Here is an 18,476-nt window from a genome sequence, read left to right as displayed (position 1 = left end):
GTGCTATTACGAGGCACGAAGTTGACGCGGTTCACTGCGGAACTCGCGGTCATCTGCTCAATATTCAAGCAAATTCGGTTGATTGTGGCATTGTAATTGCTGTGTCATCGGTGAACGCGGGTTGTGCGCTCTCCGCTGTCAGGCTACGCCACGCTGATCAGGCGAGTTAATGCGCATTTTCTGGGGGATCTGGATTTAAATGACGTCACGTTGGGGTTGGTTTTTTGCAAAAATCGTGCGCCGTATCTGGTTTCGAGCGACCCTGTTTTCGATACTTGCCGTTGCCACCGCCCTCATCGCCATCGTTGTCAGCCCCTATATTCCAAGTGACTTGCCGACCCAAATCGGCGCTGACGCCGTTGATAACATCCTCGGCATCATTGCTTCGAGCATGCTGACAGTGACAACATTCTCCCTCAGCACCATGGTATCTGCCTATTCGGCAGCCACCAGCAATGTAACGCCACGTGCAACAAAGCTGGTGATGGAAGACAGCACGACGCAGAATGTTCTGGCGACCTTCGTTGGCTCGTTCCTGTTCAGCCTCGTCGGCATCATTGCGCTGAGCACCGGAGCTTACGGCGATCGCGGTCGTGTCGTTCTGTTTATCGTAACAGTCGCGGTCATCGTACTGATCGTCGTGACATTGCTGCGCTGGATCGATCATCTCTCGCGATTGGGGCGCGTGACAGAGACGACGGAGCGAGTGGAGGCCGTGACCATTGATGCGATGCGCGCGCGCCACCAGAGCCCCTATCTTGGTGGCAACAGAATGGACGGGGAGAAGGACATTCCGGTCTCTTCCATAGATGTATTCATAGACAGAATTGGCTACATCCAGCATCTTGATACAGGGGCGCTTTCCAAGATTGCTGCAGCGACGAAGTCGCGCATTTTCGTGCGGTCGATCCCTGGACAACTGGTTGATCCGACTCGTGCAGTGGCCTCGATTGATGGAGTCCGGCAAGCAGATGCCGAACAAGCGCTTGCTGATATCAAAGCGTCCTTCTCCGTGGAGGACACCCGTTCGTTCGATCAGGATCCGAGATTTGGCGCGTCCGTCCTTGCGGAAATTGCGTCGCGGGCCTTGTCACCCGCCATCAACGATCCAGGTACCGCGATCGATGTGATCGCCCGTTCGCTTCGTGTCCTGGCTGTCTGGGACGAACCTTTGGAGACTTCCAAGCCGGGCACCGTCCTTTTTACCAATGTCTATGTTCCGCCTATCAGTCTTGATGACATCTTTGACGACCTGTTTACACCCATCGCCCGAGATGGCGCAGCCATCGTTGAAGTCGGCCTGCGTCTGCAAAAGACCTTTGGTATTTTGGCGAGACTTGGCGCGCCGGGCTTTCGCAACAATGCTGTTCGGCATTCGAAAGAAGCACTTGCCCGCGCCGAACTCGCATTGAGCCTTGAAAACGACAGACAACGGGTGAGAGCTGCCGCGCAAGCTGTTTTTGCTGAGATAAGGTGACCAGGAGGCATCTCGACATAAGCACGTCTATACCCGCATTGGCCTCAGGGACAGATGGACGAAAGGGGTGGTTTAGGGTTAGCTGCACCCATGATCGACCTCAGAAACATTGAAACCTTCTTCTGGGCGGCAGCACTCGGTAGCCTTCGCGCTGCGGCCGAAAAGCTCGGAACGACGCAACCTGCCGTATCACAGCGCATTGCGGCACTCGAGCTTGCGCTTGGTGTCAGATTATTTGATCGCGCCGCTCGTGGCGTGAGGTTGACGGCGAAGGGACAGGAGTTGCTGGCCCATGCGGAGCAACTGATACAGGCCCGCAACGGGATGATTGAAGCCGCACGCGACAGCACTGCCATGACAGGGCGCCTTAATCTCGGAGTGGCGGAAACGATCGTGCAGACATGGTTGCCGCAGCTTATTGCCGAAATTCATATTGCCTACCCCGACCTGACACTGGAGATCGAGGTCGATACGAGCGAGATGTTGCAATCCTACCTGATGAGCAGAAGGATTGATCTTGCCTTCCTCATGGGGCCAGTCCTGGAACCACGTGTCGCCAACAGGCCGCTCTGCACATATCCTCTTGCGTGGATTGCCAAGCCCGGTCTTCACTCATCGGAAAACTACGCGTCGCTGGAAACGATCTCTGCCCTGCCCGTCATCACCTACGGCTCGAACAGTACACCCTATCGCCAAGTGCGCGATATCCTGCAGCGCTATCGCTTTCCCACACCGCGAATGTATGGCAGTGCATCGCTGTCCATGATTGCCAAGATGGCTCTGGACGGCATTGGCACCGCCGTCATCACGCCGGTTTTTCTCGGCGCCGAGATAGCGCGCGGTGAACTGGAAATATTGAACGTCGATACCGATCCACTGAACGACCTGCATTTCACCGCAAGCTGGATAGACGGACCCGATAGCCATGCCGCACGGGTCATCACGAACATGGCTCAGCAGATCGCGCGAGACAGTGCAGGAAACGTTCTTCCTGCCGCGCCGAAAATCAATAACATATAAACTTTATTTATACCTCGCTTCCAAACATACGATTGGACAAGCCTGCTTTATCGCCATTTAATCGAAAAAATAAAAGCGACATAAGTCGCACGCATGGGAACAGGCTGACACAGCATCAAGCAAGAGGTATTCGGGACATCGTCTCGTCTCTGACTCTCGCTCGCCTTTTTTCGTGCTCTGAAAGATCGAACCAGAGAAAAGGGAACGACATGAAACTCCTCTCATTTGCTACCGCACTCCTCGTTGCAAGCGCTGCCGCAGCCCAGGAACTGCCTAAAACCCAGTTGCAGATCGTTGGCGGCCTCAGCAACCTCACCGCTTATCAGCAGTTCGAGCAGCCATTCTGGGCCAAGACCATTCCGGAGAAATCGGGAGGCCAGGTAACCGCAACGATAAAGGGTTTTAATGAAATGGGTCTCAAAGGCCCGGAACTGATGCGCCTCATGTCACAAGGTGTTATCCCCTTTGGAACTGCGACGCTTTCCTATTTCGCCAGTGACAACCCCATTAATGAAGCCATTGACCTTCCAGGTCTGGCACCTGATGTCGAGACCGCCCGCAAGGTCACGGAGTCTTTCCAGCCAGTCTACGAAAAATTTTACGGCGAAGGTTCAAAGGTCAAGCTTCTCGGCATTTCGACCTATCCAGCACAGGTGGTTTTCTGCAATGCCGATATTAAAGGTATTGCTGACCTGAAGGGTAAGAAGGTTCGCACGTCCGGCCGCACACAGGCGGAATTCGTTGAAGCCTTCGGCGGCACCAGCGTCACCATGGCCTTCGGGGAAGTGGTCCCAGCGCTGCAGAACAAGGTCGTCGATTGCGCTATCACCGGCTCCCTCTCCGGCTACTCGGCCAAATGGTATGAGGTCTCCACCCATCTGCTTGCGCTGCCAATCAACTGGAATCAGCAGATTCACGCCGTAAACCAATCCGTCTGGGACAAGCTTGACCCGAAGGTTCAGGCGTTCCTTCAGGAAAACATCGCAACCATGGTGGACGACATCTGGAAGGCTGCTGGCACACAGACGCAGGAAGGGTTTGATTGCAATACAGGCGCTGCAGCCTGCACGCAGGCTATCAAGGGCAAGATGACGCTGGTCGTACCGACCGATGAGGACAAGGCGCTTCTGAAAGCGACGCTGAAGGACAAAATCCTTCCGACTTGGGCCGCACGTTGCTCCGCCGATTGTGTGAAGGACTTCAACGAGACGATCGGTGCATCCCTCGGACTGACGGCTTCAAAGTAATCCAGCCCAGGACACGGCTGCATCACCCGCAGCCGTGTCGCCTTTCCTCCAGCCGGATGAACAATGATGACAGGATCAATCCCTTTACTGACTTCGCTTTTCGGCTTTGCCGAGAAAGCAGCCCGTTGGGCGGTGCTTGCCAGTGGCGCCCTGACCCTTGCCAGCGTCCTGCTGATTACGGTCGACGTGCTTCTACGCAAACTCTTCGGCTGGACCGTGGGCGGCTCCGACGAATTGTCGAGTTACGCTTTCGCGATCAGCACGACATGGTCGCTCGCCTATGCAACGCTGCAGCGCGCCAATGTGCGTGTTGACATCATCTACCAATACTTGCCTGTCCGTGTTTCGGCGGTACTGGATTGGCTATCGCTGGCCTGCCTTGGCATCTTTATCGGCTTCGTGACCTATTATGGTTTCGGCGTTGTCGCAGAATCGATCAACAACAATTCGCAAGCCAACACGCCGCTGGGCACGCCGCTCGCCATTCCGCAAGGTCTGTGGTTCGCAGGACTTGTCTTTATGTGTCTCATCCTCGCTCTGATGATGATCCGCGCGTCTGTCGCGCTGGTCACCGGCGATATTGATACTGTCAAGGCAATCGCCGGGGTTCGTTCCACACAGGAAGAGGCGGAAGAAGAAGCCGCAGCTGGCGAGCGTTTGATCGAAGGAGAACGCATATGATCGCAACGACACTCATTCTCCTTCTGGCCCTGATCGGCCTGTCTATTCCGGTTGCGGCAGCACTCGGTGTGCTCGGTCTGGTCCTTGATCCCACATTTTCCATGCTGCCACTTACCCGCGCCATTGGAGAGCTTGCCTGGAGCACCAACAACGAGTTTCTGCTTGTTGCCATTCCTCTCTTCATTTTGCTTGGGGAGATCTTGCTGCGCGCCGGCTTTGCCGAACGCATGTATAGCGCCATGAGCCTATGGCTTTCCTGGCTTCCGGGCGGCCTCATGCACGCCAATATCGGTGCGTCGGCGCTGTTTGCCGCAACCTCCGGCTCCAGCGTCGCAACCGCGGCGACTGTCGGCACAGTTGCAATCCCGCAGATCAAGAAGCATGGCTATAACGAGTCTCTTTTCCTAGGCAGCCTCGCCGCTGGCGGTACGCTCGGCATCCTAATCCCGCCGTCGATCAATATGGTTCTCTACGGCGTATTGACCAACACGTCGGTACCGAAACTCTATCTTGCCGGCGTGATCCCCGGCCTGCTGCTGACCGCGCTGTTCATGCTGACCATCATTGCCGGCTGTGTCATGGTGCCGACCTGGGGCGGCGCACGCGTCAACGGAACATGGGGCAAGCGCTTCGCCAGCCTTATCCATCTCGCGCCGCCACTTGGCATCTTCCTGCTTGTCGTCGGCTCGATCTATGCCGGTCTTGCAACACCAACGGAAGCAGCCGCACTCGGCGTCAGCGGCGCCATCGTCCTCGCTGCCTGCTTTGGCCGCCTCAACTTCGCGATGCTGGCTGAATCGATTGAAGGGACGATGAAATCATCGGCGATGATCCTTCTGATCATCATTGCCTCTGGTTTCCTCAACTTCGTCATGTCGGCGACCGGGATTACCGATGTCATCACCAGTTCGATCTCTGGCCTCGGCCTTTCACCGGTCGCGATGATTTTTGTCGTGGTGGTCTTCTACCTGATCCTTGGCTGCTTCATGGAATCCCTCTCGATGATGATCACCACGATCCCCATCGTCGCTCCCATCATGCTGGCGCTTGGTTTCGACCCGATCTGGACCGGCATTCTCATCATCGTGCTGGTTGAAGCTGCGCTCATCACGCCACCTGTGGGCCTGAACCTCTTCGTCGTCCACAGCCTTCGCAAAAGTGGTTCGATGACACCCGTTATCATCGGTTCGCTGCCCTTTGTGGGCGCCATGGCCGTGCTGATCGTGCTGCTTTCGATTTTTCCTTCCATCGCGCTCTATCTCCCAAGCCTCGCAGAATAAACGCATCGACAGACCTAAACACTGGAATATTTCTCATGAAACTGCATTTCACGATCGAATCCGCGACGTCCCAGACTGAGCTCGACACAGAGATTGACTACCTTGTGGTTGCAGGCTGGGCTGGTCGTGACCGGGCTGCCATCGATCATCATATCGAAGAACTGGCGGCGATCGGCGTGCCGCGCCCAAGTACGGTACCGCTCTATTACCGCGTCTCCACCAACAGCGCAGTCCAGACGGACGTGATACAATCGGTCGGAACACAAAGCTCCGGTGAAGTAGAGACCTTCATCTTCCGCTCCGGTAACGATCTCTACGTTTCGCTTGCCTCCGACCATACCGACCGCAAGCTGGAAAGCCATAGTGTCGCCCTATCAAAGCAGATTTGCCCCAAGCCGATCGCTGGCACGGCATGGCCGTTTGCCGAGGTCGCAGACCATTGGGATCAGCTGATCATCCGCTCTTGGATTGACGAAAATGACGCCCAAACTCTCTATCAAGAGGGGCCCCTTTCCAGCCTGCGCACGCCGCAAGACCTGATCTTCGGACTGACCGGCGGCGATTCAGCACTGCCGGAAAAAACCGGCATGATTTGCGGGACGGTTGGTGCTATCGGTGGCATTCGTCCGTCCGCCCGCTTTACCATGGAACTGTTCGATCCGGTCTTGAACCGCAGCATCCGCCACGGCTACGAGATCGAAATCCTGCCAGAGGTTGAATAACATGGCCCACTACCCGACGATTGCCGACGTATCAGCGTCGCTTGCCTCAAAGCAAACCACCAGCCGGAAGCTTGTCGATGCAGCAATCGCTGCAATTGACGATCCGGCAGGTCAAGGCGCAAAAACCTTCATCCGTCGGAATGATGCCCGGGCACACGCCATGGCGGATGCGTCTGATCTGATGCGCGGCGTCGGTCAGGTCCGCTCTCCGCTCGAAGGTATCCCAATCTCCGTAAAGGATTTGTTCGATCTTGCCGATGAAGTGACAACGGCCGGCAGCGTTGCCAACAACCATTCAGCGCCTGCTACCGCCGATGCTCCGGTGGTCCAGGCACTGGCCCGGGCAGGCGCCGTTATCACCGGTAGGACCAATATGAGCGAGTTCGCGTTTTCCGGTCTCGGTCTCAATCCCCATTACGGCACTCCGCTCAATGCGTACGACAGATCCACCGGGCGCATTCCGGGTGGTTCATCCTCCGGTGCTGCCGTCTCCGTCACCGACGGTATGGCGTTTGCCGCGATTGGCACAGATACCGGCGGCTCGATCCGCATTCCGGCAGCGTTCTGCGGCCTAACCGGCTTCAAGCCGACAGCGCGCCGCGTCAGCCGCAAGTCTGTCTTGCCGCTCTCGACCTCACTTGATTCGATCGGACCAATTGCCGCAAGCGTTGCCTGCTGCGCCTTGATCGACGCCATCATCTCGGGCGAAACCCATCGATCGATCCAGTCGATGCCGCTCGCCGGCCTGAGACTTGCCGTACCGCAGACCGTCGTGCTCAACGACATGGACGACCATGTTGCCGCGTCGTTTGCAGCGGTTCTCAGCCTTCTATCGCAAGGCGGGGCGCACATCGTTGAGATCGACGTACCGGAATTTGAACACCTCGCGACCATCAATGCCAAGGGCGGGCTCGTTGCAGCGGAAGCCTGGCACTGGCATCGCAAGCTGCTCGAAAGTCGCGGCGACGCCTATGACCAGCGCGTCCGCAGCCGTATCCTGCGCGGCCGCGACATGAGCGCAGCGGATTATCTCGATGTGCTTGAAGCACGCAGTGCTTGGCAAACGAGTGTCAATGAAAAGCTCGCAGCCTTCGATGCCATCCTGTTGCCGACCGTGCCGATCATCGCGCCAGCGGTTGCACCGCTTGAAGCCGATAACGACACCTTCTTCGCCGTTAATGGATTGGTCTTGCGCAACTCGTCAGTGATCAACTTCCTTGACGGGTGCGGGCTTTCGCTGCCCTGCCACGCGGCAGGCTCGGCGCCAGTGGGCCTGATGATCGCAGGCGGAGCCCTGACTGATGCAAGAATTCTTTCAGTTGGCCTCGCCATCGAACACGCCCTGAAAAACAGGGCGAGCTGAACACGCCCTTTACATTGCGCTCTTATCGGCCAGGTAAACGCACCACCCTGCCCTCTAGCTGAAGAGGAGCGTGGTTGTGGCTCGTCGACGTCGCTTGCGTCTTCGGCGTCTCGACGGTCTGAAGTATGATCAGACGCGGCGTCTACGTCACGCATCTCTCGTTGCGAGAATCAAACTGGGTGGTGGCGTGGTTATTGGGTTTCCACTCACAAGACCGGTTATGTAGCCAAGTGCGTTTTGAAGGCCATTCATCGTGTAGGGTTTCTCAATTGCGCCGATTGCCCCCGCGAAATCGTCTGGAATGCGCTTGAGATTACCGGAAACGAAAACGAAGGGTACATTTTTCGATGTAAGAAAGCGACCGACCTCGATTCCTGTCGGTCCATCAAGCAAATGGATATCGACGAAGGCAAAGTCAGGCGTCGCACGTTCGGCAAGTTCGCAGGCCTTCTGGCTCGAGGCCGCCTGTCCGACGACCTCATGTCCTGCCGCTTCTACCTCGCTTTCGAGTTCGAGTGCCAACAAAGCTTCGTCCTCGACTATCATGACACGCAAACGTTATTTCCTCTATTCCTGAACCATAAGGGTCACGCGCACATCGGTGCGGTTTCCCTCGGTTGTCCGTTCTATTTTGGCGCCAAGTTGCTTGGCACAGGTCTGAAGCATCAGCAGGCTGAATGCTTGTTCTTCGGTGTCGACGTCGACGGGCGTAACCGTATCTTCAACCCGGATCAGAAAGTGCCCGTTCAGTCTGCGGACCTCCAGATGGATAGTGCCGCCACTTGCGCTCAATCCACGTCGCACCGCATCGCCAATCAACTCGTTCAAGATAAGAGCGAGTGGAGACGCCTTATGCGCCGGGACGATCACCTCTTTGAGATCAGTCGTCAAAACGATGTCGGACCGCTTCAAAGCTCCGACGAGATCGGTAATCAGGTCGCTTGCAAAGTCGGCAACATCGAAATGACCGACATCGTCGTCGTTCAGAAGCTTTCGGTGGACGGTACTCAGCGCTTCCACTCGACTCAAAACAGACATCAGCGTGCGTTTGGCAACATCGTCCTTCGTCATACGTGCCTGAAGTTTGACGATCGAGGCAATCGTTAGAAGATTGTTTTTGACACGATGATCAACCTCGTGGACGAGCGACGTTTTCGTCGTCAACGCAGCCGTCAAATCCGCCGTGCGCCGCGCGACCTCTTCCTCGGCCATATGACGTGCTGCTGCAAGCTCCGCTTCCTTGCTCTTGATGTTGGTAAAGTCCAGTTGCGAAGCAAAGAAGTAAATCACTTCTCCCGCCTCGTCACGAACAGGGCTAACGAACAAGGCGTTCCAGAAGGTCGATCCATCTTTCCTGTAATTCAGGATGTCGATGGACAGGTCGCGTTCCTCGGTAACCGCCGATCTGATTTTAGCAATCGCTGCAGGATCGGTATTCGGACCTTGTAGAAAACGGCAGTTACGCCCCACCAACTCCTCGTTCGGATACCCTGTGAGTTCGCTAAAGGCGTGGTTGCAAAAAATGATCGGATTGTCTTCTTGGCGCGGGTCGGTGATGAGCATCGGCATTCTGGTTGCCTTGAACGCTGCTGCGAACGGGTCTTCCGATGCATGCGCCGCCACAAGGCGATCACCCGCATCGCGCGCGCCCCAAACGTCACTTCCAACCATACTCAGTAACCCCCAATAATCGAACACTTAAATGCACGAAAATATCTTTGGGTTCCATCGGTTCAAAAGAATAGTTTTGTAGTCGATGGCTCGGAAAATATCTGTTTTTCACGTTATTTCCAGACGGAAAAAATGGCGCTCCGGATAACATCAAGCGCCACTCTCTCTTTTAATGACATGTCTTCACGTCATTAAATGTTGGATGTTCCTTGGTCCAGCGGTTCAGGGTCTCCGCTTGGGGTCCGTATCATCAGGATGACGTAAATGCGGGTGGCCTTTTGGTCCCGCGGGACCGATTGCTTCTGCCGTGCCATCCTGGCGGATGAGATAGCTTGCGTGAACGACACCGTCGTCTGCTCGACCCTGAACGGTCACGGGCTCGCTCATGTTCACAAGCGTTCCGCCCTCACCCGCAGGACCCGTTTCAACAAGAGCCTTTCCGCTTTCGTCCTGCAAAATGAATTTGTTCCCGTAGACCTCGGCAACTGTACCTTTGATCGTCACAAGGCCGGACTCCGGAAGCGTGGAAATCGCAACCGGCGTTACCGGCGCCATTTCCGGAACTGGACGAATGAGTTTCGTGGCAGTTGCGCCACCGGCGGCACCGAGAGCTAGCGCAAACACCGTCATGAGGGCGGGCCATGCCCATCGTGAGCGGGTCTTCCTGGGCGTCGTGGTAGGACCGTCTTCGTGGTCTGGCTGGTGCTGAGATTGATGTTCGATCTGCATTGTGGTGCTCCATGTGTTCATGACCCATACACGCTAGCACCTGCGAGCCCGCGCCTTGCTGAACCTTCCCGTTCAGTTTGAGTTAAGCTGCCATATCTACACTTTCAGCATATTTTCATCGGAACATTTTTCTATGCGCGTACTCCTCGTAGAAGACGACGACGACCTCAGCGGCCGGATCGCGAGCGCGCTGAGGTTGGAAAACTTCGTAGTCGATGTTGCCTGTAATGGTGAAGATGCGCTTCATGCCGGGTTGACGGAAATTTTCGACGTTGCCGTTCTGGATCTTGGACTGCCCAAAATCGATGGTGTTGCGGTCCTGAAGAAATGGCGCGAAGCGGGACGAAATCTGCCCGTATTGGTTTTGACCGCGCGCGACGGGTGGCCGGACAAGGTGGCGAGCTTCAAGGCGGGAGCAGATGACTTTCTACCAAAGCCCTTCAAGATCGAGGAACTTGTGTTGCGACTTCGTGCGCTGGTCAGGCGCGCCGCAGGATACGCCTCCTCACGACTGAACTGTGGGCCCCTTGTCTTTGACGCACAGCTCGGAACATTCGAGCTCGATGGTCTCCCGTTGAAGCTCACAGCACTGGAATGGCGTGTCCTGTCCTGCCTCATGCTGCGCAAGGAGATCATCGTTGATCGACGCGAGTTGAACGAGCGGGTCTATGATGGGGATGCAGATGTCGATTCCAACTCCATTGAGGTCATCGTCGCACGGCTTCGCAAGAAGATTGGCCCAGAGCATATCGAAACTGTCAGAGGCAGGGGCTACATGCTGACAGCGGCGGTGGCGCGATAATGCTCAAAAAACTGCTTAATCCCCACTCGCTCGCCGGACGATTATTGCTGTTCTCGGGCCTGTTCGTGACGGCAACACTGGTGGTCGCTTCGGTGGCTCTCTGGCTTGCATTGAAAAACGTCGTTCGAGAGCAAATTGACCAGAGGCTTGATACGCAGATTGCTGCGCTCGCCAGCGCAGTCACCCGAGAGCCATCCGGGCAGCTTGCGCTGTCAACTCTCCTGGACGCCCCACCCTTTGATCGAAGCGGATCGGGCTGGTATTGGCAAATCGAGACAGGCAGCGACCGACTGACATCACGGTCACTGACCGAAAACGGCCTGAACGGGCCTAGAGGCAAGAAAGGATTTCGCGAAACCATAACGGGATTGCCGTCACCCGGCGATGCTGAGGATGAACACGGAAGGTCGCTATACACGCGGCAGGCTACCCGCAACCTGAATGGAGACCTTGTCACGATAACGGCAACGGCACCCTTCAGCGCACTCGTCGATCCAGCACTTCGGGCACTGTTTTGGCTGATACCCTGCATGCTTTTTTTGGGGATTGTTCTTCTGGCTGGCACGGTTTGGCAAATCCGGTTCGGATTACGACCGTTGGCAGCCATGGCAGCCGATGTGGATGCTATCAATCAGGGAGATTTGAAGCGGCTGCCGCGCCAAAAAACGCCGGAACTCACTCCCTTGGCAGAGAAGACCAACGCCCTTTTGCTTTCCAATGAAGAAAGACTGACGGCAACCCGTCTGCAATTCGCCAATCTGGCGCATGGTCTCAAAACGCCTGTCGCCAGCCTTATGCTGGCGCTCGACAACGGAAATGATCCTGACGGCACTTTACGCGAGCTTACACGCCGTATCGACCAGAGAATCAAGCACCACCTCAACGCCGCGCGTCACGCTATGGGTGGGACGACCACGATATCCGGTGTCAATATTGCAGCATGTGTCGCCGATCTGCACCTCGCGATCGGCGCCATTCATGCGGAGAGAAAAATCCGCTTCGACGTTGGCATTGACGACGCGCTGAAAGCGGCTTGCAACGAAAATGACCTGGAAGAGATGCTCGGAAATCTGATCGATAACGCGTTCAAGTGGGCGTCCTCCCGCGTGCAGGTCAGCGCCCACCGAGATCGCTCTGTTGTTCGCATCATCGTTGAAGATGACGGGCCGGGCATTCCCGAAGACAGGATGGAATCGGTATTGCTCCCTGGCGTGAGAGAAGACGAACGCGTCGCAGGCAGCGGCTTTGGTCTTTCCATCGTCAATGAACTGGCTGATCTCTATGGGGGAACATTGTCTCTCGAACCCAGCGTTCCGACTGGTTTACGCACAACACTTGCTCTTCCGATTTCCGCCCGATAGGGGCCATGATCGACCGAAGACGCGGGGCGATTGGAACATACGAGCCGCTCCGCGCGTTTGGATGGGTTGCACAGGAGGTCTCAATGAAAATTTCTACTGCCGCACTCTGCTTGATATCAGTCGGCGTTCTCAGCGGTTGCGTCGATGACCGCGGCTATCGCGGTGGCGGCTACTACTCTTCAAGCCGTTACGACCGTGGTTACGACAACCGTGGCGACTATCGCAATTACGACCGTGATTTTCGCCGCGATCGGAACGGAAATTGGCGCGACAATGATCGCGATAGAAATAGAAACAACGGTAGTCGCGTCGTTTATGGCGTGATACAGCGTTAAACCGTCAAATTCCACGAAGAGGCGGGCGAAAGCTCGCCTTTTTTGTTGGATCAACAAAACAGAATCCAGCGCTCGCCGCTCTTCGGGTCTTCTTCAACGAGGCTCACGATGCGCCTTAGCCGCCGGTCCGCCCCTGCCATGCAGGAACAGTCATCCACCTTAGGAATGAGCAATGGCCAAAATCAAACGGATCGTTCTTGCCGCTTACAAAGCCGACGATGAGGGCAATATGGTTGAGGCTTTTGAGCCGAAGCAGATGCCAACAGAAGAACGGGCCGTGCGCGAGGGCAAATCTTTGGCCAGCCAATATGACGGCATCATAGCATGGACGCGAGATGCCGACCCCGATATCGGGGAGTACGGCCCTCCGACCATCATATTCCAACACGGCGACATTCCCGATATGGGATGACCCGCCATAAAGCTCGATGACTACTGATGGTCGGGTTTTCTGCCGGTCATGACAAGCGGCAAATAGTGATGCGGCTGACGCATGAGGACGAGGTCTTTCCGGCGCGTGACATTGGTCGGATAGGTCGGGCTGGTGCTCGACAGATCGATATCGGCGACCGCGAGCTCTCCATCGAGCACGATGGCTTCCTTCCTTGGAAAGGCAAAGGTATCCGGTCCGAATATGCCACTTAGGCCAGCCGATTTGTTTCCAGCGGTCTTGGTGTTGGAAAATGCGAAGTAGCAGTTGTTTTCGCCCGCACGGACCCGGTAGTGGTGCCAGTGAACCGGATCGGCGCCAGAAGGGATGGGGTCGGGCTGCCTGACACTGCTTCCTGGGTGACCAAAATGGAAGCCGTCGCTTATGCTCGATGGGCAGCAGATCAGGTCGCAGCCCCTAAGGGCCAGAACGCGGCCAGCCTCAGGGAAGACTCCATCGTGCCCTATCAGGACACCTACTCGTCCCAAGGGAAGATCGAAGACGCAGAATTCGTCACCTGGCGTTGCCCAGGTCTTCTCGTCCTCGGTCAGATGAATTTGGCGATAGGTGGTGATGGGCATCTTCGGTCTGGCGATGATGGCGCTACAGAACCGTTCGCCATCGCTTGCCTCGGCAAAGCCAGCAATGATGCAGATATCCAGCCGCTCGGATAGAGTGGCGATTGCATGTATCGCGGGATGTGAACTCGACGTGGCCGTTTCTCCGGGGGCAGTGAGACCAGTCAAAGCAAAAGCGGGGAAGACGATCAGCTCTGCGCCCTGTGCCTTTGCGTCTTCGGCCAGGTCAGTCATCGAGATCAGGTTGGCGGTGATATCGGATGTCGGCGTGAATTCGCCAACGGCAACGCGGCCAACACGCCCGTCTGCAATAGGCCGATGCCCGTAAAGACGGAAGAATTGTCCCGGATTCCAGGCGAATGTGTTGGTCATCAGGTCCATGTAAAGTTCGGGGCGGCGCTGACGCATCACCGGCTCGCCCGCAACCTGCCGTTTGCGGGATCGTGCCGGCTCGATCACGCCATAAGCAATGCCGTCACCGTCGTCGACGACGTCCATCATCTCCGCCTCAGGCCCGATGATGCAGCTACCGCCGGAAAACTGGACGCCTCGCTCAAGGCCCCAACGGTTGCTCTCCATCAGGTAGCAGCCGTTTTCATAGGCTCGACTGATCCAGTAAGGCGCAGGCGTTCGCTCGGCGAGCCAGTTGGAAATATGACAGATCACGTCTGCCCCACCGAGTGCGACCAGACGCGCCGTTTCGATGAAGTGGATATCCATGCAGATCAGCATGGCAATTCGGCCAATCCTCGTCTCGAAGACCCGATGGCCAAGGTCACCCGAGGCTGCCCATTTCGGTTCTGAAATATAGGGGTGTGTCTTGCGGTGCACGCCCACGACGCCCTCCGGTCCGATCAGCGCCGCGGAATTGTAGTAGAGGTCGGTCTGAGGATCGACTTCGGGAAGGCCGATGACGATGTAACAATCGTATCGGCGGGCCAATTCCGCAAAGCGGTCGGTACTCGGCCCTGGAACTGTCTCGACAAAGCCGGAGACCTCGGCTCTGTCATACCAACAGTAGCCGGTAGTCCCCATCTCCGGTGTCGTGATGAGCTTGGCACCGGCTTTGGCTGCATTTTCGACCAGGGCGAGAAGCACGTCGATATTTCGTTTCTTCTCACCGAAATGCGGCTCGAACTGCACGGCGGCGGCCTTGAACGGGGCGGTCATGGAAATCTCCGTTGGAGGTAGAATAGACCGCCCGGTTGTCGGGCTGTCGCAAAGAACTGTCGATCAGGCAGCAATGCCGACGATCGATTTCAGCACCGAAGCGCCAACCGTGTATTTCGGGTCGACCATATTGCCCAGCCGCACGCGCCCGCACTGCGTCAGCAGCATGTATGCATCGATCTCGTCAAAGCCGAAGTCGGCCGCCATCCAGCGGATGAGCTCGCGATAGGCGCTGCGGGCCGCGTCCTCCATGGGGCGCGCGGAGCCGATCGTCATGTAGAAACGGTCGTTCTCAAGGCGTGGTGTCCGGATGGTCCAGCCTTTGATCAGGTCGATCTGAATAGTGGTCACCGTCGGGTGCTCAATGGCGACGCCACACAATTCCCCGTCGCCCTGAGCCGCATGGCAATCACCGAGATAGAGATAGGCCCCCTTTGTGTTGACCGGCAGATAGATCACGGTGTCGGGGCAAACGTCCGGCAGGTCCATGTTGCCGCCGTAATAGTCGGGAACGAGCGAGGAGATTGCCTCGATTTCCGGTGCCGTTCCGATGGTCCCGATGAAGGGCTCATAGGGAAGCGTGATCTTGTCGTTCCACTTTACTCCGGCATCTTTATCCACATGCACTTTCCGCACCCGCTCGGGAAGAGGTGCGGTCAGCATTGCCGTATCATTGGTTGGAACAAGGCCGCCGAATTCCGGCATGATAACGGTCGTTCCGCGCGGCTGGGGTCCGCGTGGAACGATGTTTTTGATGTGAACGGCCAGGCAATCGCCCTTTTCTGCACCGTTGACGTAGATTGGGCCGTTTTGCGGATTGAGGAAGGGGAAATTGAGGATCTTCGACGGAATGTCGGTCTCGTTCTTGATCGCGCCTTCGAAGGCATCATGGGTCTCCGCCGAGACGATCGAACCCGGATCGACTTTGAGGATCGGTTCGACGTAGGCGCCGTAGACGTAATGATACTTGCCTTGGCTTTCCTCTGTAATCGCGTGGGTTTCACCGGCTTTGCCCTTGGCAACGCCCTTGCGTGCCATGATCGTTTCGTCGAGCCAGGTCATAAGGTACTCCTTTACGTGCTCAGTTTGATGTTTTAAGGTTTCACACAGCCAGAAAACGGCGGACCGCATCCCGGTCTTCGAGCGTTTCCGGCATGATCTCGTTGGTGATCCGGCCCTTGTCTATGACGTAGCACCGCTGCGCCATCGCGCGGATCATCTCGATGTTCTGTTCGACGAAGACGACCGTGATACCGCTGGTTCTGTTCAACTCAACCATGATCCGCGCAATGTCCTGAACGATGTTCGGCTGAATACCCTCCGAGGGTTCGTCGAGAAGGATCAGGGCCGGATTGCCCATGAGAACGCGCCCGATCGCCAGTTGTTGCTGCTGTCCGCCCGACATCGTACCGGCCTGCTGGTTGCGCCGTTCTTTCAGAATGGGAAAATAAGTAAAGATCGCCTCGATCTGATCGGCCGACGCGCGTTTGCCACTGATGGATTCCCCGACCTGCAGGTTTTCAATCACGCTCAGCCTTGGAAAGACATCGCGTCCCTGCGGAACATATCCGATGCCCAGCCGCGCCCGCTTGTAGGCTGGCACGGTGTCGATCTCCTGCCCTTTGAAGATGACCGAGCCCTTGTCGCGAGGCAGCAGCCCGATCAGACTCTTCATCAGCGTCGATTTGCCGACACCGTTACGGCCGATGACAGCAACGATCTCACCTTCGCGGACCTGGATATCGACGCCTTGAAGAACCGGCTTGCCGCCGTAACCAGACCACAGGCCGACCGTGTTGAGAAGGATCTCCTTACGCATGGGCATCTCCCAGATAGATTGCGGCCACGCGTTCATCCGCCACGATCTCGTCAATCGTGCCTTGAGCGAAGATTTTGCCGAAGTGCAGGACGGTGACCTTGTGGGCAATCTGGCGAACGAAGGCCATGTCGTGTTCGACAGCAAGCACCGTCACACCCTCACGGTTCAACGCTTGAACCATGTCGCCGGTCGCTGCCGTTTCGTCCGGTGTCATGCCTGCGGTCGGCTCGTCCAGCAGCAGCAACCGGGGCTTAAGGCCAACCGCCATGCCGATTTCCAGCCATTGTTTCTGCCCATGGCTGAGATTGCCAGCAAGCTGATAGCGCGCTTCGGTCAGCTTGAGGAATTCGAGCAGCTTGTCGATTTCCTCGTCAAGCGTCTCCGGCAGTCGATGGTGTTGCAGCGCGATCTGAAGGTTCTGGCGCACGCTCAGAGCCTTGAAAATGCCGGGCACCTGAAATTTCACGCTGATGCCGCGGCGGATGCGCTCGAACGGCTTTGCCTTGGTAATATCCTGACCCGCATACAGGATCTGGCCGCTGGTGGGCAGATGTTCACCCAGAAAGAGCCGGAAAAGCGTGCTTTTGCCCGCCCCGTTCGGACCGATCAAGCAATGGATTTCGCCTTCATCCAGTGCAAAATTGACACCACCCGTCACGTGCAGGCCGCCAAACCATTTGTTGAGATCACGTGTTTCAAGAATGGCCATGTTCACTTTTCTCCGGTCGACGCTTTTCGGCGAAACACCCGCGCAATCACTGAGCCAAGCCCGAAGACGAGGCCGCGTGGCGCAACAAGGACGGTGAGCACCAGAAGAAGACCCATGACGACGAGTGCATACTGGCTTCCATGGATCGTGAGCGCCTGGAAGCCTGCAAGCACGATCAGCGTGCCGACAAGCGTGGTTGTGAGATCGCTGCGACCACCCACCGCGACCCAGACGATTGGAAGGGCCGCCGCCGTCATGCCCATCGATGCAGGCGTGATGTAATTGCCCCAAGACGTGTAGAGAACACCGGAAAGACCAGCCAGGGCAGAGCCGATAACGAAGGTCACAAGCTGGTAAACACGAATGTCATACCCCAGCATTTCCGCCCGTTGCGGGTTTTCGCGGATCGCGACGAGGACGTTGCCGAAGCGAGAGTTCACCAGCACGCGTAGGCCAAGATAGCAGACGACGAGCAGCGCAAGCGTGAAATAATAGAGCTGGATATCGGGAAACAGGACAATATCGCCGCCGAACCAGGGGATGGTGAGCGACGGCATGCCGCCCATGCCATTATAGCCGTTCAGCCGAACCGTGCCGACTTGCCATTCCGGCCCCGCCGTCTGGGCCATGAAGCGCTCGAGCACCAGCGTGACGGAGAGCGTCACGATGCCGAGGAAGACGCCACTGATCCGGCCAAAGAACAGGAAGTAGCCGAGAATGGCGGCAAGGAGCGCTGCAGCGACTACGGATGCAACGAGGGCCACCAGTGTCAGGCCATAGGCGTCACCGATATTGGTCGAAATAATGCCGTAGCTGTATCCGGCGACGCCGAAAAAGGCGGTTTGGCCGAAGCTCAATGTTCCGCCATAGCCCCAGATCAGGCTGAGGCCGAGCGCCATGAAGACCCAGTTGAAGAAATAGACATTGTTGCCGACATCATAGCCATCTGCAAACATCGGGTAGGCGCAGGCAAGTGTAAGGACGACAAGGAAAACGGTCCAGAACGGTTTTCCGCGTCCCAATGTCTGTGGTCCTTCCAGCAATCCAAAGGCCCTCGACAGGACATTCTCTTTGCGCATCTG

Annotated in this window: 19 protein-coding genes; 11 read left to right on the top strand and 8 right to left on the bottom strand. The window is 56.7% G+C overall.

Annotated elements, in window-relative coordinates:
• Positions 1-199: 199 nt before the first annotated feature.
• The 7 genes from EKM04_RS20665 (at position 200) to EKM04_RS20635 (ending at position 7,790) form a co-directional block, all read left to right on the top strand.
• Complete coding sequence (locus tag EKM04_RS20665) at positions 200-1,477, top strand: DUF2254 domain-containing protein (RefSeq protein WP_183893159.1); 1,278 nt, start codon at positions 200-202, stop codon at positions 1,475-1,477.
• 90 nt (positions 1,478-1,567) lie between these two features.
• Positions 1,568-2,497: a LysR family transcriptional regulator gene (locus tag EKM04_RS20660; RefSeq protein WP_183893157.1), complete on the top strand. Its 930-nt coding sequence runs from the start codon at positions 1,568-1,570 to the stop codon at positions 2,495-2,497.
• Between the two features lie 209 nt (positions 2,498-2,706).
• Positions 2,707-3,744, top strand: coding sequence for a TRAP transporter substrate-binding protein (locus EKM04_RS20655; RefSeq protein WP_183893155.1), 1,038 nt, complete (start codon positions 2,707-2,709; stop codon positions 3,742-3,744).
• Between the two features lie 66 nt (positions 3,745-3,810).
• Entirely contained in the window at positions 3,811-4,425 is a 615-nt protein-coding gene (locus EKM04_RS20650; RefSeq protein ID WP_234910832.1) for a TRAP transporter small permease subunit, read from the top strand.
• Positions 4,422-5,705 (top strand): TRAP transporter large permease, encoded by a 1,284-nt coding sequence (locus tag EKM04_RS20645; protein ID WP_183893151.1) that lies wholly within the window; start codon positions 4,422-4,424, stop codon positions 5,703-5,705. The genes EKM04_RS20650 and EKM04_RS20645 overlap by 4 nt, the downstream gene beginning before the upstream one ends.
• Before the next feature lie 35 nt (positions 5,706-5,740).
• Complete coding sequence (locus tag EKM04_RS20640; protein WP_183893149.1) at positions 5,741-6,427, top strand: DUF2848 domain-containing protein; 687 nt, start codon at positions 5,741-5,743, stop codon at positions 6,425-6,427.
• A gap of 1 nt (position 6,428) precedes the next feature.
• Positions 6,429-7,790, top strand: a complete 1,362-nt coding sequence (locus EKM04_RS20635; protein WP_183893146.1) for an amidase — start codon at positions 6,429-6,431, stop codon at positions 7,788-7,790.
• Between the two features lie 147 nt (positions 7,791-7,937).
• Here EKM04_RS20635 and EKM04_RS20630 read toward each other — a convergent pair whose 3' ends face one another.
• The 3 genes from EKM04_RS20630 to EKM04_RS20620 all read right to left on the bottom strand — a co-directional run bounded on the left by EKM04_RS20630 (position 7,938) and on the right by EKM04_RS20620 (position 10,190).
• Positions 7,938-8,345, bottom strand: a complete 408-nt coding sequence (locus tag EKM04_RS20630; protein ID WP_174155293.1) for a response regulator — start codon at positions 8,343-8,345, stop codon at positions 7,938-7,940.
• A gap of 12 nt (positions 8,346-8,357) precedes the next feature.
• Complete coding sequence (locus EKM04_RS20625) at positions 8,358-9,461, bottom strand: PAS domain-containing protein (RefSeq protein ID WP_183893144.1); 1,104 nt, start codon at positions 9,459-9,461, stop codon at positions 8,358-8,360.
• Positions 9,462-9,683: 222 nt separating this feature from the next.
• Positions 9,684-10,190 carry a hypothetical protein gene (locus EKM04_RS20620; protein ID WP_183893142.1) on the bottom strand — a complete coding sequence of 169 codons (507 nt, stop codon included), beginning with the start codon at positions 10,188-10,190 and terminating at the stop codon, positions 9,684-9,686.
• Between the two features lie 133 nt (positions 10,191-10,323).
• On the opposite strand from EKM04_RS20620, the gene EKM04_RS20615 reads away from it, so the two are divergent.
• The 4 genes from EKM04_RS20615 (at position 10,324) to EKM04_RS20600 (ending at position 13,100) form a co-directional block, all read left to right on the top strand.
• On the top strand, positions 10,324-10,992 hold the full coding sequence (locus EKM04_RS20615) for a response regulator transcription factor (protein WP_183893140.1): 669 nt from the start codon (positions 10,324-10,326) through the stop codon (positions 10,990-10,992).
• The gene (locus tag EKM04_RS20610) at positions 10,992-12,353 is read left to right on the top strand and encodes a sensor histidine kinase (RefSeq protein ID WP_183893139.1); all 1,362 of its coding nucleotides are present in this window, start codon (positions 10,992-10,994) and stop codon (positions 12,351-12,353) included. The genes EKM04_RS20615 and EKM04_RS20610 overlap by 1 nt, the downstream gene beginning before the upstream one ends.
• Positions 12,354-12,436: 83 nt before the next feature.
• Positions 12,437-12,688 carry a hypothetical protein gene (locus EKM04_RS20605; protein ID WP_174155301.1) on the top strand — a complete coding sequence of 84 codons (252 nt, stop codon included), beginning with the start codon at positions 12,437-12,439 and terminating at the stop codon, positions 12,686-12,688.
• Positions 12,689-12,860: 172 nt separating this feature from the next.
• Positions 12,861-13,100: a hypothetical protein gene (locus tag EKM04_RS20600; RefSeq protein WP_183893137.1), complete on the top strand. Its 240-nt coding sequence runs from the start codon at positions 12,861-12,863 to the stop codon at positions 13,098-13,100.
• A gap of 20 nt (positions 13,101-13,120) precedes the next feature.
• On the opposite strand, the gene EKM04_RS20595 is transcribed toward EKM04_RS20600, so the two are convergent.
• From EKM04_RS20595 to EKM04_RS20575, 5 genes are all read right to left on the bottom strand, one after another.
• Positions 13,121-14,866, bottom strand: a complete 1,746-nt coding sequence (locus tag EKM04_RS20595; RefSeq protein ID WP_183893135.1) for a nitrilase-related carbon-nitrogen hydrolase — start codon at positions 14,864-14,866, stop codon at positions 13,121-13,123.
• A 63-nt stretch (positions 14,867-14,929) separates the two neighbouring features.
• Complete coding sequence (locus EKM04_RS20590; protein ID WP_174155310.1) at positions 14,930-15,928, bottom strand: acetamidase/formamidase family protein; 999 nt, start codon at positions 15,926-15,928, stop codon at positions 14,930-14,932.
• A gap of 40 nt (positions 15,929-15,968) precedes the next feature.
• Positions 15,969-16,685 (bottom strand): ABC transporter ATP-binding protein, encoded by a 717-nt coding sequence (locus EKM04_RS20585; RefSeq protein WP_174155312.1) that lies wholly within the window; start codon positions 16,683-16,685, stop codon positions 15,969-15,971.
• Positions 16,678-17,394, bottom strand: a complete 717-nt coding sequence (locus EKM04_RS20580; RefSeq protein ID WP_174155313.1) for an ABC transporter ATP-binding protein — start codon at positions 17,392-17,394, stop codon at positions 16,678-16,680. The genes EKM04_RS20585 and EKM04_RS20580 overlap by 8 nt, the downstream gene beginning before the upstream one ends.
• A 2-nt stretch (positions 17,395-17,396) precedes the next feature.
• Positions 17,397-18,473: a branched-chain amino acid ABC transporter permease gene (locus tag EKM04_RS20575; RefSeq protein ID WP_183893133.1), complete on the bottom strand. Its 1,077-nt coding sequence runs from the start codon at positions 18,471-18,473 to the stop codon at positions 17,397-17,399.
• Positions 18,474-18,476 lie beyond the last annotated feature (3 nt).

The organism is Rhizobium skierniewicense Ch11 (genome assembly GCF_023757665.1).
In the GTDB taxonomy this organism is placed as follows: Bacteria; Pseudomonadota; Alphaproteobacteria; order Rhizobiales; family Rhizobiaceae; genus Agrobacterium; species Agrobacterium skierniewicense.
This window is presented reverse-complemented; position numbering and strand designations above follow the sequence as displayed.